The following is a 16,871-nucleotide window of genomic DNA, read 5'->3' on the forward strand; positions in this document are numbered from 1 at the left end:
TTGAGTGGAAGGTCGATTTCTTTTGTACTGGGGATAATAATATATAATCCCCTTTAGCTTTGCAGGAAAACCCAGTTGTCTCCATCTGACAAACTTTCATTGTAGGTAAAACCTTCCCAGGAGAAATCTTTGAGAGCTTCGGGGTCGGTGATCCGGTTTTTCAGAATGTACCGGGTCATTTGTCCGCGTGCCATTTTCGTATAGATCACGATGGTCTGTATTTTCCCGTTTTTCCATACCTTGAACTCCGGCGTGATGATGCGGACGGCTTTCTCCACCTCTTTCCAGTTGTATGCCCCCTGGATTTCCTGGCTGGCAAGGTTCATCAGGATGTTGCCGTTCTTTTTCACTTCATCGATTAGTAACTCGGTCTGACGCGGACGCCAGTAATTATACATATTCCCTTCACCCAGTTCCGGCAGTTTCACTTCATATTCCATCCGGTAAGGTTTGATCAGGTCGAGCGGGCGCAGTAGTCCGTAGCAGATAGATGCAATCCGCAGATGCTCGTCGGCATACAGGAAATCATCTTCCGAAAAGTCCTTCGGGTTGATATTTTTGAAGACAACTCCGGTATATGCCAGCAATGCTTGCAGGGGATGTACTTCTTCCGTATGGAACTCCTGAAACCGGTTGTAATTTTCCAGTGCCAGCTTAGGATTTAATTTCAATATCTTTTTCAGCTCATCCGACGAGAACTGTGCCATATTCAAGGCTATTTCTTTCGCTTCCTGTGCAAAACGGGGCATTGTCCCTGCAGGGGCCTTTATTTTAGAGGTGCCGGTCATCGTTTTTGCCGACGTGAGGATGATTAGCATATTTCTTTATCTGAATTTATTTTTTACTTAGTTTCTCATTTAATAGGTCACTTAGGGGCTGGTAGATCTCGTTGTAGCCTCTGTATAACGTTTTACCTTCCGGCGAAATAACCATCAGGATCGGAACTCCGTTGAAATAGTATTCTTCTTTAATAAACTTATTGTTTTCCTGTGAGGTATAAACGGTGTGCCACGGCTGGTCGAATAGAGGTCGTGTTTCAGGACTCTCCTTCAATATTTCCGGAAGATTATCGTCTTTGGTAAACCCGATCACTTCAAAACCTTTGTCGTGATATTCCTTATATAGCTCCAGCAGGTGAGGGTGTACCCATATCGTACCGGGGCAGAGTCCCCAATGATAGATAAGTAAATATTTACCTCGGTAGTCGGAAAGGGATACTTTATTTCCGTTATTATCCGTGACAGTAAAATCCGGGGGCATATTGCCAGGCTCGATGTTTTCTTTCACCTTTAGCATTCTGGCTAATATTTTTCCAGTTGTTGATGCAAGTATTTCAGGAGTAAAGCGTGAAAAGCGTTCTTTGAATTCCGGAAAGCTGACATCGGAAAGTCTATTCAGATATTCTAGAGCTGCATATTCGCTGTCATTAATCGTATTGCGAAATACTTTGGTAATTTCCTTCAACTCTTGTGAACGGCAATTTGTGTATGCTCTATTATAGTGCATAATAGAATCAGAATAAGCCTTATCTGTATTTTGCAAATTGATATAATAAATCATTTTGCGATATATCTTATTCCTTTCGATAGTCATGCTGTCTTCTAATTCGATGATGCGATTCAACCGGGGATCATTATAAAGACCTCCCTGCTTGTGTAAAGCCGGAAAGAATTCCGTATTACCTGTCAATTGTATTTGGTCGCCGGGACGGGCATAAAGTTGGCATCCTCTGTTACAAGACTCTAGCCGTTGGGTATACTTCGGGTGATGTTCAACGATGATATTTGATGTCTGGCTGATCATATCATTAAAAGAAAAAGAGCCGTCTTTCAAAATAATAAGCGTATCGCTCATAACCTCCTCCCAGTCGGGTATGGAATACTGGACGAAAAGAATTGTATCTCCGGCTAACAAACCTTCGACTTGTGCATCTATATGTAATCCTTTGTCATTCTTTGGTGAGCATGAAAATAACAATGTGAGGCTTAGTATAATGAAGCCCTCTAGTTTCATCTTATGAATATTCTTCATCTCGTATTTTATTATAGCTTTAACAAAGATAATGGTTTTACAGGAAGCACAAACTCCTTAGACTTGAATATTTAGTTTTAGATATTTGATAAACGACTATTGATCTCTGATGTTTTTTGTCTTTTTGCATGCACGAAATTAATTTTATGCTTGCGAAAAAGAAAACTTATCACTATATTTCGCATTAAATAACAAGGGCTTAAAACTTAAATCTATTGCTTATGTGTGTTAAATATGCGTTCAATAAGAACCCGCTGAACCGTGAGATAGGGGAAACAAGACTCCGAAAGACATCACCAACTCTAAACAAATCCGTGCCGAATCGATCCGTTTCAATAATGTTGTCTATTGTGCTTCACCCGAGCTGAAACATAAGCTGAAGGTTATACTGCTTGTTCGCGCTGTACTTCCCAAGCGAAAAGAGATGACGGAGAAGGAACCGTTGGAAAATATCTTTTCCAAATTGAAAGAAGAACGCTTGGTTTCTTCCACCTTTTGTATGTTGTTTTAACCATTGCAGCTATTATCAGGTATTGAAGGATTTGAAAAGCTGAACGAGCAGGGGAAAATAATCTGGCTGAGGAGGAGAAAAAAGAAGTGTTATATGCTAAGGGATAATTGGTTGACGGGAATAAGGAATGAAGAAAAGATAAAAGAATAGAGTTTCTGCGTACCGTTTTTGTTAAAGTAGCATTACAACTCAGAAGAAAAATAAACAGCTCACAGGGCGTTTCTGTGTTAAACATTTTATATATTTGTTCCGGCAAAGGATTTATTTCCTGGGCTGACATAAATTTTATAGAAGCGTTTAGCTTATTCCTTATCAAAGAAATCTGGACAATTTCTTATCAAAGTGGAGTAATTTGAAACGTTCATCCTTGTTGTATATGTATTTCATATATGATAAAGGTGTGAGCTGTTTTTTTATCTCTTTGGTAGGGCAGTCCAGAGCCTCTTTGATAGGATAAACTAACAGGCTCACACTTCTTTTCTATACTGACACTCCGGGCCTCGGTGTTACGAATACTAGTATTATGAAACACATGTTACACAAGTGGATTATTCCTATCGTTTTGTTTATCGGGCTTATTGTGGTATTTCTTTTGACGGCGTTATCTCAGAAGACGTTGAGGCTGGATTTGAAAAAGGGGATAGGGGATGTCCCGTTGAAGTCATCATTTGAAAGAGTGGGAGGAAAGCTCGTGAAAAGTATTGAATTTTATAATAATGAGGGTGTTAAGAGGATGACTATGAATCTTTGGTATGATGAAAAAGGAAGAGTTATAAAAACACAAAATCAAGGAGAGTGGGGGATGTTACTTGAAAATGCAATCGCTTATTATGAATTTAAGGATCAAACTTTAACGTTAACTACCTATGACATAGGTACTGAAGAATTGTTGAATAAAGTTGTTTGTGAATTGAATGCCCAAGGGACTATTGTAAAAGAAGAAGATTTGTTGGAGGATGGTAGTCTGCCATATATGGGTGGTACAATTTCTAATTATGAATATGATGAAACAGGACAGACACTTTCTTTAATGTATCGTTTTAGAGATGATAAAACATCACGAGTCTATACTCAAACTTATGACTGGGAAAATGGGAATGTGATGAATGGTTACCCTAATGGTCCAAATAGTAAGCAAGAATACTATACATATACGAACGTAGAAAACAAAATGAATATTGATTTAACTCATTTATTTGCTCAAGTTTATGGAGAGGATGTCTACCAATTTGCAGTTTTAGGATACATTGGCAAAAAGAATAGTAATTTGATAGGAAGTATGAGAGATTATTATACTTATGAATATACTTTAGATAGTGAAGGCTATGTATCTACAATGACGGAGTATTATAAAGGGGAGAAATCAGAAACGGTGATTCTTTCTTATGACGGAACTGTTAACCCTTCTCCCGACCCAACCCCAAACAACCCTACAACCGAAGATGAACTTGGTGGTGCTATCGATAACGCTCCGGAAGGTACCGAAGATAGTCCTACTGAAATCTTTATCCCCAGCGGCGGCATCACTTTACATAAACCGTTGGACGTTGATAAACATATTCGTCTAAAAGGTGGTTCCTTATTAAGAGGTAATGACAACCCGTATGCCATGCTCCGTATCCGTTCCGGTTATTCTTTGGAGTTGGATGATATTATAATCGATGGTAATAGAGTTTCCCAAAAAGATGGTTCATTGATCGTATATGGTAAACTGAAACTAAAAGACGGTGTTACAATAAAGAATTGTAAAAGAATTGAAGCCGATACCCCTTCCGGTGCTGTTTGTATTACTAAAGGTGGTGAACTGACAATGGATGGAGGAACAATTACCGGTAATATAGGTGCTTATGGAAGTGCAGTTTATAATGAAGGTATATTTACCATGACCGATGGTGAAATTTCATCCAATACCGGTCAGATTGGAGCTGTGGCGAATAATGGCGGTGGTCAGTTCATTATGACTGGCGGCAAAATATCTTCAAACAAAGTGACGGATGGCTGTGGGGGAGTCTTTGTCAGTGAGCATTGCTTTTTCTGTATGACTGGTGGTGAGATTTCCGGAAATGAAGATTGTGCCCTTTACACCTGGGCGAATTTACAAATCGGAGGACAGGCAAAAGTGGATGGATTGACTTTAATGAATGACGGAAATCGTCTGTTGGTCAATCCTTCTTTACGAAACAACTGGCAGATTAGTTATGTGGAAACACCTCCTGTCGGAACAATTGTTGCTGTCGGTTATAATGGCTATCAGTTGGCTGATAGTGATTTACAAAAAGTGATATATTATAATAATGTGTCTCAGTTAAAACTTGCCGGTAATAGTATAGTTACTTATCAAACAGAAACTAACGTAAATAAAATAAATACCGATAAATTCCGTCTCTCAGTTTTTGGTAACCAAGTAAAAGTGGAAGGGCTTCTTGCTTATACCCGTTTTATAATCTATGAAATTAGAGGAAGAGCAGTCGTTTCACATATTACTGATGGAAATGGTCAGTATTGCTTCTCGTTGGAGAATGGCATTTATCTGCTGACCTGTAAAGATCAGAAAAGGAAGTTTCTTGTTAAGTAAATCTTCTTTAGGGAATATTGATAATAAATTGTAAACTTGTTGTGTACTTGCCTACTATTTAGGTAAGTACACAACAAGTTTTTCTTAAATCTATGTTGAAAACAGATAAACTCTCTTCCCTACTGTAAATCAAGTAGCAAACTTTATTACCTTTGTGTAACCCCTTCTAATTTGAAGTAAAATGAAAAATATAGAAACGATTTTACCCGAAGAGAATAGTTTGTATACGGACGTTTGTAAGATAATTGACAACAGGCGTATCCGGGTGGCGACTTATCTGAATACGGAAATATGTTTGATAAACTGGCATGTTGGTAAACGGATTAAAGAGGATGTGCTTTATAATCAACGTGCAGATTATGGAAAACAAATTGTGAAGCAATTAGCTAAACGTCTGACAGAAAAATATGGTAACGGTTGGGGGGATCGTAAACTTTTACATTGTATACGCGCTGCGTATATTTTTTCAGAAGAAGAGATTGTATACGCAACGCGTATACAATTGACATGGACTCATTTGCGTTCATTAATGTTTATTGAAGATAAACTTGCCCGATCTTTTTATATGGAAATGTGTCATATTGAACATTGGGATACTCGAACATTGGATCAAAAGATAGATGGACAGTTGTATGAGCGAACTGCCATCAGCAGAAAACCTGAAAATGTGATAAAGAAAGAATTAGCATATGTAAAAGATACAAACCAACTTCTTCCAGATTTGGTGTTTCGTAGTAGTTATTTTCTTGATATGCTCGGTTTGTCTGATTGCTTTTCTGAGAAAGATTTGGAATCGGCTATTATTACACAAATGCAGCAGTTTATTAATGAGTTAGGTTCTGATTTCGCTTTTTTAAGTCGTCAAAAACGTATCACAGTGGATGCTGTAGATTATTATATCGATCTACTTTTTTTTCATCGTGGGCTTCGTAGATTAGTAGCCATTGACTTGAAACTTGGAAAATTTAAACCAGAGTATGAAGGACAAATGCTGCTCTATCTTCGTTATCTAAACAAAAATGAACGAAAAGAATATGAAGAATCTCCTATAGGTCTTATTCTATGTTCTGAAGGAAATACAGAGCATATTGAGTATTTGATGCTAGATGAAGAAAGTCCAATTAAAGTTGCACAATATTATACTCAACTGCCCGATAAGAATTTGTTGTCTGAAAAATTGCAACGTGCTATTGCTATAGCTAAAGCACATTATACCGAAAGAGAACTTGACAGAAAAGATAAATAATAAAGATATATTCTATGCTCCAATACATCAAAAACGAACAACATTACTCTTTCCTGATCGAAGCTATCCGGCAGGCGAAGCGGACGGTTTGGATCGGGACGGCTGATATAAAAGATCTTTACATCAAAGAAGGAAAAGATGCTGTCCCTTTACTGAAACTGTTGGAGCAAAAGGTCAGGGAAGGTGTCGAAGTACGTTTGATCCATGCAAAGGAGCCGGGGCAGAACTTCCGCGATGACTTCGATAAATATCCTTTGCTTTGGAGCCGTATGGAACGCGTACTTTGTCCTCGTGTTCATTTTAAGCTATTGATATTCGATTTGAAGCAGGTCTATATCGGATCGGCAAACTTAACGGGAGCCGCTTTAGGAATGAAAGGAAAAGATAACCGTAACTTCGAGGCGGGAGTTTTTACCTCGGTGGAAGAGCTGGTGACGGAAGCCGTCGAACAGTTCGATGAGCTTTGGATGGGGATTCCCTGTAAAAATTGCAAACGGAAGAAATATTGTTCGGACAGGATTATGACATGATTGAAGATGCCCATTGCCTATAAATCTATTCTGTCTATAGGCAATGGCTTTTCTTTATTTTTTTGAATATGTTCTGGTATAACTGTCTCTGGTGAGAGTCAGTGAGTTTTTGGTTATCTTGTCGATCTTTAATGTGTCGGCGAATGAGAGCGTTTGTCCGTTACCGATACTTTTCCCCTGAAGGACCAGGGCATCTGTATTATCCACTTTAATGGTTTCCCACTTCTCATAAACCAGTGTCGCCATATTGATGGAAGAAGCAAGTCCGTCGTCTTTCAGTTCGAAACCTTCCATCTGTTCGGGCATTCCGTTGATCGGGGCTACCCAGGAACCTTTTAATTGGTTTGTAAGAGTACTGTTTCCGCTGCAAGCAATAAATACCAGTGTGGTGATAGGCAATAAGAGACCACATAAAATAGTCTTTTTCATATTAAATGCTGTTTTGAATTTGAATAAGTGCACAAATATATCCGAAGGCTTTAAAAATTCGATGATTTGTATAGTTTTTTTAGTATAAGCGAGTCATGTTTGAATATATTTATTATTTTTATGCAACAGAAGAATATTAATTAACATACGATGATAGGTGCAATAGCAGGAGACATTATCGGCTCCGTTTATGAATTCGATAATATAAAGACAATGGATTTTCCGTTGTTTACAGATGAAAGTAATTATACGGACGATACGATCATGACGGTCGCTATAGCTGATTGGTTACTGAATAGGGGAAACCTTGTTGGAATCATGCAGGAGTACGGACGTAAATATCCGTGTCCGAAGGGTGGTTATGGTGCTCGTTTCAGCCGTTGGCTACAGGAGGAGAAACCGCAACCTTATGACAGTTGGGGGAATGGTTCGGCGATGCGGGTGAGTGCTGTCGGATGGGGATGCATTTCGTTGGTAGAGGCGTTGGTCGTTGCTAAAGGAACTGCTATGGTCTCTCATGACCATCCCGAAGGAATTAAAGGAGCGCAGGCCACTGCTACTGCTGTTTATATGGCACGGGATGGGAATAGTAAGCAGGAGATCAAGCGATCTATTGAATCTCTTTTTTCTTATGATCTGGACCGTACTTGTGACGAGATACGTCCGGACTATCGTTTTGATGTCAGTTGCCAGGGAACGGTTCCCGAAGCAATTATTGCCTTTCTGGAAAGTACGGACTTTGAGAACGCCATCCGCCTGGCCGTCTCATTAGGTGGCGACAGCGATACGCTGGCTTGCATCACCGGAGGAATTGCCGGGGCTTATTATGGTGTACCGGATGATATTCAGCAGGAAGTCATGAAACGAATACCACCAGAGTTTCAGGAAATAGTGAAGCGATTAAATGCTAGATCATTAAGTTATCGGAACAGTTGAAGAATTTTTCTTTAAAGTTATATATCCATTAGCATAATTTCCGATGGTTTTATAATTGCTGTCGAGTATATAACCATTAGAATAATAGCCTAGTGTCTTTTTGTTTTTGTCTAAAATGTAACCATTAGAGCAATAGGCTATTGTTTCTCCTGATTTATTGAGAATGAGACCATTATTGTAAGTATAAGGTGCATTATTCTTGAATATTGCCTTGATATCATTGAGGTCTGCAACCTTGTTTGCTTTACTGTCTGTAATGGTTGTTTCTTTCTTGAAAGAAGAGGCCGTCTGGTTACGCGTTGTATTGCAACATACAATAGTGATTGTACATAAAGGGAAAAGTAATAATAATAGTAAATCTTTTGTTCTCATGTGTTTATGCTTGTTGGTTATAAGTTTTTCTATGTGTGTAAAGATATGGAATAAGTGAAATAACCATATATCATTTGTATTAAATATCGATGAATTTATGGCATCTGGCTCCACACACTATTCTCCGCATCTTCAATTGAAAATACATCTTTTTCTTCGTCGTAAGATAAAGTGAATTTATAATATGTATCGGGGGTTGTATAACGGTATGTATCTGGGAACAGATCATTACTCAGATTGGAGCGGTTTATTGTTGGAAGTAATTTAACAATATGGATCTTATCATCCATGGTAATGTAAAGCTCGGCATCTCTTTCTCCACAATATGAAAATACGATCGCTTTATAATGTTGTGGATTTGTTTTATATCTGAATGGTTGGATAGGTACCCGGCTTTTCACCATAACAGTTGTAGACTCGGGAACATTCTTCAATTCAAAATCCAGTAAACAATTGTTATGTACCAAAATGTCAGAAAGATGTGTCGATGCTTTCCCTGAATATAGGCAAGACAAACAATCGGCTGCTAATAATTTATCTTCGGTTGTTTGGTCAAAAATCATTGTAGATGTAGTATCTGTGTAAGATATAAAATTAGCATAATAGTTTTGAGAAGCAAAGAGAATAATCGGACCTAACCCCGGACTGATCCAATCTATGCCATCCTCATTTTCGATTATGTTGGGACCCCAAATATAGCAGGGAGTATCTTTAGGAATGGCTTTGAGTGTATTTTTGTCTATTGCATAATCATATATCGACTCATAATTTATTATCAGTATCCAATTCTTTCGGGCAGACAGGTCGATATTTGAAATAGCTTCGAATACTTCAATGGGAATATCTTCCTTTTCTATCTCCTTATCTTTTTCGCTCAATAGATATTTATTGCACGAGATACATCCTGATATACAAAGAATAGTAAATAATAAGCTGAATATGTTGTTTCTTGTCATGCTGTTAATATGGTATATTAGACCCGATTTTACAAAGTGAAAACCTTGATGCACAAAGATATTCTTTTATTTCAGAAACGAACAGGATTATACATCGCTAATTCGAACACACAAATGGATTTGAGTTTGCCTATTCCTCTTCCATTTTCCGAATCTCTTCCATCTCCTTATTCAACCGTTTGAACTGTGCCGGTAAGACATATTTCAGATTTATGAATATGGAGGCAGCCATGACAGCCATGATAAGTAGTAACATGATAGCCCCTTCGGTAGTAGTAAACAAAGGCGCATTGATCATCAGGAAAATACCGGCTATTCCCACCGGGCTGCAATAGTAATTCCTTTTCGTCACATTCAGTTTATATAACTCCAGCTCCCGTATAGTCTTTTTATTTTCAAGATATGAATCTGTTATATCCAGCTTTCTCAGATTCAGATAATATTTTATCAGTCCCCATGAAGCAAAGCAGGCAAAAGCCAGAAACAACACTATTCCAATATAGAAATTAACCATGTTATGGATATGAATGTGTGAAAATAGCATAGCAAGTATAACTACCGGAAAAGGGATTCTGAACAACAAGAGTAACAGATTCTTTCTTTTCATACGGTTTGTTTCTGCCGAGATCTTTTTCATCAGGGCTGTTCTATTCAGATGTACATTCGCTGCAATTTGCTGGTTTTCCTGTTTCCAGCTGTTTTTTATATTATCGAGTTCCATAACGATTCATTTATTGGGGTTCATTTGTTTTCTTAATTGCTCTTTTATCCGGTTCAAACGTGTACTGACGTTCGTCCTGGACAGACCGAGGATTTGAGAGATTTCTTCGTATGATTTATCATCCAGATACAATAGGATAATAGCCTTGTTCTGTTCCGATAAACTTTCGATGCACTGATAGAGTTGGCCGATTTCAGAGGAGTTGTCGGTCGGGACTTCGAGGATATCACTGCCGTCCGCTACCTTCAACTCATCGAAAAACAATACTTTGTTATTGTCCCGCTTTCGTTTGACATTCAACGCCACGTTGAGCGAGACGCGATAGATCCAGGTCGATATTTTGGAGTCGCCTTTAAACTTCGGGTACGACTTCCACAATTCGAGGATGATGTCATTGATCAGGTCTTTCCTGTCGTGCGTGGTATAAGCATACACCCGGGCGATCTTGATCAGTATGCTTATGTTCGATTCCAGCGCAGAAAGGAAGTCTGCTTCACCTTTTATCATATTCATTTCTCTTTTAGTTTGTATTGGATTAGTACCCCGGCGCGTGAAAAAGTCACAGTGCACGATCTTTTTTATTGTATGGCGAATATAATACTATATCTTTGTATGTATGATTGATTTGAAAGAGTTTGTGTCCCGCCTGAATATTTCTGAAGAGCTATCCGGTGTATTTATGGAAATGGGGGAGATCGTGAACCTTAAACGTAAGGAGTACTTTGTCCGCCAGGGGGAACCATGCCGTTACCTGGGTGCCGTATTGGATGGGCAATTTCGTTTCAGTCATTGTGATGCAGAGGGCGAGGAACGGACGATCGGCTTTAATACCAACGGTTTTGCAACAGAATATCATGCCTTCCTGAACCATGTTCCGGCCAAATATTCTATACAGGCGATCTCAGAAGTTGTCGTTTACAGGATGACTTATCAGCAGGTTATCGACTTTTACGAATATAATATGGAAAGTCAGCGCTTCGGACGGCATATAGCCGAACAACTATTCTTTTGTCGCGACGAACTGGTCTTCTCCTTTCGTTGCGACACGCCGGAAGAGCGTTATAAGAAATTACTGAAAGTTGCGGATCATTCCATCAACAAGTTAACCCTGAAAGATGTAGCTTCACTGATCGGTGTAACTCCCGAAACCGTGAGTCGCATCCGAAGAAAATTATCGGATGAGGACGAGTCTTGACAATTGTCAAGAACTTTCAAACGGAGACCATCTACCTTTGTCGCGGATTAATTAATGCGATAAACAAAGATGAACTATTTAAGACACTTTCTGCTTGCAGGAGTTTTACTCCTGTTTTTACCCCTTGGCATTCAGGCACAACTTACTCAAACCGTCCGTGGACAAATTGTAGATATGGAAACCAAAGTTCCGTTGATCGGGGCTACCGTTATGTTAGCAGGTAGCAGTACAGGCGTTACAACCGATGCAGCAGGTAATTTCTCTCTCGGCAGTGTACCTGTCGGTCGAATCAATCTTCAACTCTCTTATCTGGGATATGAACCATTACAACTTTCTGAACTGCAACTGACCAGTGGAAAAGAACTGGTCCTTGCCATCGAAATGAAAGAAAGCCGGCAGGCACTGAACGAAGTGGTAGTCATTGCCCACCGGCGTAAAGACCTTCCCCAGAACGATATGGCTTCTGTCAGTGCACGTACCTTCTCGGTGGAAGAGGCAAGGCGTTATGCCGGAGCAGTGGATGATCCGGCGCGTATGGCAGCTAACTTTGCCGGAGTCACCACCGGATCAGCGGAAACAAATGTTATTATTATCCGTGGAAACGCTCCTTCCGGGGTTTTGTGGAGGATGGAAGGGGTGGATATTCCTGTCCCGAGTCATTTCAATGGCGGTGATGACGTACCGGGCGGAGGTCTGTTTACGATGTTCAGTAGTTCCATGCTTGCTAATTCGGATTTCTATACCGGAGCATTTCCTGCAGAATATGGGAATGCCGTTGCCGGAGTGTTCGATATGAAGTTCCGCAACGGGAATGACAGGAAGCACGAATTTACGGCACAGTTAGGTATACAAGGTGCGGAGTTTGCGGCTGAAGGTCCTTTCAAGAAAGACTATGACGGTTCTTATCTATTTAATGTACGTGTATCCACGTTGGGTATTATCAAGTCTTTCATATCGGAAATGTCCGGTAAACAATCGATCCATTATGAAGATGTAGCTTTCAAGATCAACTTGCCCACACGACGTATGGGTACATTTTCCCTATGGGGCATCGGAGGAAACTCGCAGTCGGAAAGAGAAGCGGAAGACGATCCGGCTGAATGGACGGATGTCTCCCTAAGTACGGATATGAAGATAGCCTACCGGGCCGGTGCAGCCGGTATTTCCCATAAGCAGTCGTTCAACTCTTCCCTGTATCTGTCTACCACGCTTGCGGCTACTTTGTCGGATACGGATTTCGAATTCGGTAGGCGCAGAGTAGAGCAACCGACTACTCCCATTCCCGATATCGATAATTTGAACCGGAGCTATAAACTATCGTTGTCCTCCCGGCTTAATCATCGTCATTCCTCCCGTTGGCACAGTCGTTACGGCATCCGTTGGGATCAATTATTCGATAAGATCGATTACCGGAAATCGGATGATGAAAGGATCATGCAAACCGTTGCTAATAAACACTGTAATACCCAGTTGTTGCAAGCCTATGCACAGACCAAATATGCTTTCAACCGCTCTTTCTCGCTGACCGGCGGTCTCAATACGACCTTATTTGCACTGAACGGAGATTTTGCTATTGAGCCGCGTCTTTCCGTTGAATGGACTCTCAACAACCATCATTCCCTTATGTTGGGTACAGGACTTCATTCGCAGATAGCGCCTCTCTATTTCTATTTTATGGAAGTTCCGGTGGCAGACGGAGGTATTACTACGCCCAATACAGACCTGAAGATGACACGTTCCTTACATAATGTATTGAGTTACAACTGGGCTATCTCTCCGCTTCTAAGGCTCAAAGTCGAACCTTATTTTCAATATTTGTATAATGTTCCGGTATTGCAGGGCGGAACATTTTCTACCATTAACCTCACTGTGCAGCCCCCTTTGTTCTATCAGCCTTTCGTAAACACGGGTAAAGGAATGAATGTCGGTATCGATTTTACTTTGGAGCGTTTCCTGCAATCGGGATACTATTATATGGTGACCTTCTCGCTTTTCGACTCCCGTTATAAAGATGATAAGGGCGACTGGCATAATACACTGTTCAATACGCGGTATGTAGCAAATATCCTGGGCGGAAAAGAATTTACTTTCCGTCGGAAGAACGGCTTAAGTAGAGTCTTGGGACTGAATGCCCGTATCGCCCTTTCGGGTTACCGTCCAACTTCTCCGGTCGATCTGAAAGCGACATTGGAGCAGCAAGATATTGTGTATGACGAGTCTACGCCGTTTATCCATCGTCGCAAAGGTATCAGCCCCGTATCGGATATCTCCCTGACTTACCGGGTGAATTATCGAAGATGCTCCGGAACCGTTGCTATCCAGGTGAAAAACCTAATAGGAAAACAATATATGGGGCAGTCATACAACCAGGCAACACAGCAGATAGAGGATTTTTATTTCAACAGTATGATTCCTTTTATCAGTTATAAGATGGAATTCTGAATGAGCTAATCCGGAGTAATCCTGCTTTTGCGCAAACCTTTTTTGCTTTCTTGTTGTTTTCTTACCGAAAGTACAAAATATGTCGTTAATCCCGACTGATCGGCATAACATCTTTCTCTTATAATTAAATAATACTGACAAAATGACTTATTTTCGTTATGGTATTTATTTTGTAGAGTTATCAGTGAAAGTTTAAAATAAAGAAGATAACAAGAAAGTAATATAAGGTATGAATTTAAACAATTTTACAATTAAATCACAAGAGGCTGTTCAGCAGGCGGTGCAGTTGGTTCAGAAGAATAACCAACAGGTGATCGAACCTGTTCATTTGCTGAAGGCTGTCATTATGACGGGTGAAAGCATCACGAACTTCCTCTTCCAGAAACTGGGTGTGAATATTCAGAATCTGAACATGGTGCTGGATCGTCAGATAGAATCCTATCCGAAAGTATCCGGTGGCGAACCTTACCTGTCGAGCGAATCGAATGCCGTTTTGCAGAAAGCAATCGATTATTCCGGTAAGATGGGTGACCAGTATGTTTCTCTGGAGCATATCATTCTCGCTTTGTTCACCGTAAAAAGTACGGCTTCGCAGATCTTGAAAGATGCCGGTGTTACGGAAAAAGAACTGGAGAAAGCGATCGAGGAATTGCGTAAGGGAAATAAAGTAACGAGCCAGTCGGCAGAAGACACATACGACTCTCTGAATAAATACGCCATCAACCTGAACGAACGTGCTCGTAGCGGCAAGCTCGACCCGGTGATCGGTCGTGATGACGAGATCCGTCGTGTGCTTCAGATCCTGAGCCGTCGTACAAAGAATAACCCGATCTTGATTGGTGAGCCGGGTGTCGGTAAAACAGCTATCGCTGAAGGCTTGGCACACCGTATCGTTCGTGGCGATGTTCCGGAGAATCTGAAATCAAAACAGATCTTCTCCCTGGATATGGGTGCATTGATTGCCGGTGCCAAATATAAAGGAGAATTTGAGGAACGGTTGAAATCCGTAGTCAACGAGGTGACCAAGTCGGAAGGCGAGATCATCCTTTTCATCGATGAGATCCATACATTGGTAGGAGCCGGTAAGAGCGATGGGGCTATGGATGCCGCTAATATCCTGAAACCGGCTTTGGCACGTGGTGAATTGCGTTCTATCGGTGCAACGACACTGGATGAATATCAGAAATATTTTGAAAAAGATAAAGCGCTAGAACGTCGTTTCCAGGTTGTGATGGTCGAAGAACCGGATGAACTGGATACTATTTCTATCCTGCGTGGTCTGAAAGAGAAGTACGAAAACCATCATAAGGTACGTATCAAAGACGATGCCATTATCGCTGCCGTCCAGCTTTCGACACGGTATATTACCGACCGTTTCCTGCCGGATAAGGCGATCGACCTGATGGATGAGGCTGCTGCCCGTCTGCGTTTGCAGGTGGATTCGGTACCCGAATCATTGGACGAAGTTTCCCGCCGTATTAAACAGTTGGAGATCGAACGCGAAGCCATCAAACGTGAAAACGATAAGACGAAACTGGAACAGTTGAACAAGGAAATCGCTAACCTCAAGGAAGAAGAAAAGAAACAGAAAGCCCAGTGGGAAAGCGAAAAGGAACAGATCAACAAGATCCAGCAGAATAAGATCGACATCGAGAACCTGAAGTTTGAAGCCGATAAGGCAGAACGTGAAGGCGATTACGGCAAAGTAGCTGAGATCCGTTACGGTAAACTGCAGGCGAAAGAAGAAGAGATCAAGGAAATACAGGCCAAGCTGCACACTATGCAGGGTGCTGCCGCCATGATTAAAGAAGAAGTCGACAGCGAAGACATTGCCGATGTGGTATCCCGTTGGACCGGTATTCCCGTCAACAAGATGATGCAGAGCGAACGCGACAAACTACTCCGCCTGGAAGACGAATTGCACACCCGTGTGATCGGTCAGGAAGAGGCTATTACAGCCATTGCGGATGCCGTGCGTCGTAGCCGTGCCGGATTGCAAGATCCGAAACGTCCGATCGGTTCGTTCATCTTCCTCGGTACGACTGGTGTGGGTAAGACCGAGCTTGCCAAAGCGTTGGCTGAATACCTGTTTGACGATGAGAACAGTATGACCCGTATCGATATGAGTGAGTATCAGGAGAAATTCAGTGCGACTCGTCTGATCGGTGCACCTCCGGGATATGTCGGTTACGATGAAGGTGGCCAGTTGACGGAAGCAATCCGCCGTAAACCTTATTCTGTCGTCCTGTTCGACGAGATCGAAAAGGCGCATCCGGACGTATTCAATATCCTGTTGCAGGTATTGGACGACGGTCGTTTGACGGACAACAAGGGACGTGTCGTGAACTTCAAGAACTCGATCATCATCATGACCAGCAATATGGGTTCATCCCTGATTCGTGAAAGCTTCGAGAAGATCACGCCCGACAACCGCGAAAAAGTGATCGATGAAACCCGTATACAGGTACTGGAATTACTGAAGAAATCCATTCGTCCGGAATTCCTGAACCGTATTGACGAGATCATCATGTTCACTCCGCTGAATGAGGAAGAGATCCGTAAGATCGTTACCTTGCAGTTGAACAGTGTGAAGAAGATGCTGGCTAACAATGGTGTTGCCTTGAACTTTACGGATGCTGCCGTCGATTTTATCTCGGATGCAGGTTACGATTCCCAGTTCGGTGCCCGTCCGGTGAAACGTGCTATCCAGAAGTATGTCCTTAACGAACTGTCGAAGGAGATACTGGGTATGAAGATCGATAAGAACCGTCCGATCATTATCGATCGGGAAGGGGATGGACTGATATTTAAAAATTAAAAAGGTCCTTATATTATATATGTAGAATCCTGGCTTGTAAAAGTCAGGATTTTTTTTGTTTAGCCACGAGGTATATAACTGGTAGCCGATAAACCCTGACAATGTGGAT

The 16,871-nt window shown here is 41.1% G+C and carries 14 protein-coding genes; 7 read left to right on the forward strand and 7 right to left on the reverse strand.

Features of this window, described 5'->3' with window-relative positions:
- Positions 1-53: 53 nt before the first annotated feature.
- Together yaaA and DWW23_RS21940 are read right to left on the reverse strand one after the other, a co-directional pair.
- Complete coding sequence (gene yaaA / locus DWW23_RS21935; protein ID WP_122356202.1) at positions 54-818, reverse strand: peroxide stress protein YaaA; 765 nt, start codon at positions 816-818, stop codon at positions 54-56.
- A 16-nt stretch (positions 819-834) separates the two neighbouring features.
- Positions 835-2,031: a peroxiredoxin gene (locus DWW23_RS21940; RefSeq protein WP_122356204.1), complete on the reverse strand. Its 1,197-nt coding sequence runs from the start codon at positions 2,029-2,031 to the stop codon at positions 835-837.
- 1,034 nt (positions 2,032-3,065) lie between these two features.
- Here DWW23_RS21940 and DWW23_RS21945 point away from each other — a divergent pair.
- The 3 genes from DWW23_RS21945 (at position 3,066) to DWW23_RS21955 (ending at position 6,893) form a co-directional block, all read left to right on the forward strand.
- Entirely contained in the window at positions 3,066-5,117 is a 2,052-nt protein-coding gene (locus DWW23_RS21945) for a hypothetical protein (RefSeq protein ID WP_147382640.1), read from the forward strand.
- 181 nt (positions 5,118-5,298) lie between these two features.
- Positions 5,299-6,363 (forward strand): YhcG family protein, encoded by a 1,065-nt coding sequence (locus tag DWW23_RS21950; protein ID WP_122356208.1) that lies wholly within the window; start codon positions 5,299-5,301, stop codon positions 6,361-6,363.
- Between the two features lie 14 nt (positions 6,364-6,377).
- On the forward strand, positions 6,378-6,893 hold the full coding sequence (locus DWW23_RS21955; protein WP_122356210.1) for a phospholipase D-like domain-containing protein: 516 nt from the start codon (positions 6,378-6,380) through the stop codon (positions 6,891-6,893).
- Between the two features lie 54 nt (positions 6,894-6,947).
- Here DWW23_RS21955 and DWW23_RS21960 read toward each other — a convergent pair whose 3' ends face one another.
- Positions 6,948-7,322 (reverse strand): lipocalin family protein, encoded by a 375-nt coding sequence (locus DWW23_RS21960; protein ID WP_122356212.1) that lies wholly within the window; start codon positions 7,320-7,322, stop codon positions 6,948-6,950.
- 150 nt (positions 7,323-7,472) lie between these two features.
- Between DWW23_RS21960 and DWW23_RS21965 the strand changes: the two genes are divergently transcribed.
- A complete protein-coding gene (locus DWW23_RS21965; RefSeq protein ID WP_122356214.1) occupies positions 7,473-8,258 on the forward strand; it encodes an ADP-ribosylglycohydrolase family protein in 786 nt (261 codons plus the stop codon).
- Here the strand turns inward: DWW23_RS21965 and DWW23_RS21970 are convergent.
- The 4 genes from DWW23_RS21970 to DWW23_RS21985 all read right to left on the reverse strand — a co-directional run bounded on the left by DWW23_RS21970 (position 8,238) and on the right by DWW23_RS21985 (position 10,820).
- Entirely contained in the window at positions 8,238-8,630 is a 393-nt protein-coding gene (locus DWW23_RS21970; RefSeq protein ID WP_122356216.1) for a 4-fold beta flower protein, read from the reverse strand. The two genes, DWW23_RS21965 and DWW23_RS21970, sit on opposite strands and share 21 nt — an antisense overlap.
- A 95-nt stretch (positions 8,631-8,725) precedes the next feature.
- Complete coding sequence (locus DWW23_RS21975; protein WP_122356218.1) at positions 8,726-9,508, reverse strand: hypothetical protein; 783 nt, start codon at positions 9,506-9,508, stop codon at positions 8,726-8,728.
- Between the two features lie 208 nt (positions 9,509-9,716).
- On the reverse strand, positions 9,717-10,307 hold the full coding sequence (locus tag DWW23_RS21980; protein WP_122356220.1) for a hypothetical protein: 591 nt from the start codon (positions 10,305-10,307) through the stop codon (positions 9,717-9,719).
- A gap of 6 nt (positions 10,308-10,313) precedes the next feature.
- Positions 10,314-10,820, reverse strand: a complete 507-nt coding sequence (locus DWW23_RS21985; protein WP_122356222.1) for an RNA polymerase sigma factor — start codon at positions 10,818-10,820, stop codon at positions 10,314-10,316.
- Positions 10,821-10,923: 103 nt separating this feature from the next.
- On the opposite strand from DWW23_RS21985, the gene DWW23_RS21990 reads away from it, so the two are divergent.
- The 3 genes from DWW23_RS21990 to clpB all read left to right on the forward strand — a co-directional run bounded on the left by DWW23_RS21990 (position 10,924) and on the right by clpB (position 16,762).
- Positions 10,924-11,502: a Crp/Fnr family transcriptional regulator gene (locus tag DWW23_RS21990; RefSeq protein ID WP_122356224.1), complete on the forward strand. Its 579-nt coding sequence runs from the start codon at positions 10,924-10,926 to the stop codon at positions 11,500-11,502.
- 69 nt (positions 11,503-11,571) lie between these two features.
- The gene (locus DWW23_RS21995; protein WP_122356226.1) at positions 11,572-13,944 is read left to right on the forward strand and encodes a TonB-dependent receptor domain-containing protein; all 2,373 of its coding nucleotides are present in this window, start codon (positions 11,572-11,574) and stop codon (positions 13,942-13,944) included.
- A gap of 229 nt (positions 13,945-14,173) precedes the next feature.
- Complete coding sequence (gene clpB / locus DWW23_RS22000) at positions 14,174-16,762, forward strand: ATP-dependent chaperone ClpB (protein ID WP_122356228.1); 2,589 nt, start codon at positions 14,174-14,176, stop codon at positions 16,760-16,762.
- Positions 16,763-16,871 lie beyond the last annotated feature (109 nt).

Origin of the sequence: Parabacteroides sp. AF14-59 (genome assembly GCF_003479515.1) — a bacterium.
Lineage (GTDB): Bacteria > Bacteroidota > Bacteroidia > Bacteroidales > Tannerellaceae > Parabacteroides > Parabacteroides faecis.

Coding starts and splice junctions, on each gene's coding strand:
- yaaA (WP_122356202.1), bottom strand. CDS start 818: ATGCTAATCATCCTCACGTCGGCAAAAACGATGACCGGCACCTCTAAA.
- DWW23_RS21940 (WP_122356204.1), bottom strand. CDS start 2,031: ATGAAGAATATTCATAAGATGAAACTAGAGGGCTTCATTATACTAAGC.
- DWW23_RS21945 (WP_147382640.1), top strand. CDS start 3,066: ATGAAACACATGTTACACAAGTGGATTATTCCTATCGTTTTGTTTATC.
- DWW23_RS21950 (WP_122356208.1), top strand. CDS start 5,299: ATGAAAAATATAGAAACGATTTTACCCGAAGAGAATAGTTTGTATACG.
- DWW23_RS21955 (WP_122356210.1), top strand. CDS start 6,378: ATGCTCCAATACATCAAAAACGAACAACATTACTCTTTCCTGATCGAA.
- DWW23_RS21960 (WP_122356212.1), bottom strand. CDS start 7,322: ATGAAAAAGACTATTTTATGTGGTCTCTTATTGCCTATCACCACACTG.
- DWW23_RS21965 (WP_122356214.1), top strand. CDS start 7,473: ATGATAGGTGCAATAGCAGGAGACATTATCGGCTCCGTTTATGAATTC.
- DWW23_RS21970 (WP_122356216.1), bottom strand. CDS start 8,630: ATGAGAACAAAAGATTTACTATTATTATTACTTTTCCCTTTATGTACA.
- DWW23_RS21980 (WP_122356220.1), bottom strand. CDS start 10,307: ATGGAACTCGATAATATAAAAAACAGCTGGAAACAGGAAAACCAGCAA.
- DWW23_RS21985 (WP_122356222.1), bottom strand. CDS start 10,820: ATGAATATGATAAAAGGTGAAGCAGACTTCCTTTCTGCGCTGGAATCG.
- DWW23_RS21990 (WP_122356224.1), top strand. CDS start 10,924: ATGATTGATTTGAAAGAGTTTGTGTCCCGCCTGAATATTTCTGAAGAG.
- DWW23_RS21995 (WP_122356226.1), top strand. CDS start 11,572: ATGAACTATTTAAGACACTTTCTGCTTGCAGGAGTTTTACTCCTGTTT.
- clpB (WP_122356228.1), top strand. CDS start 14,174: ATGAATTTAAACAATTTTACAATTAAATCACAAGAGGCTGTTCAGCAG.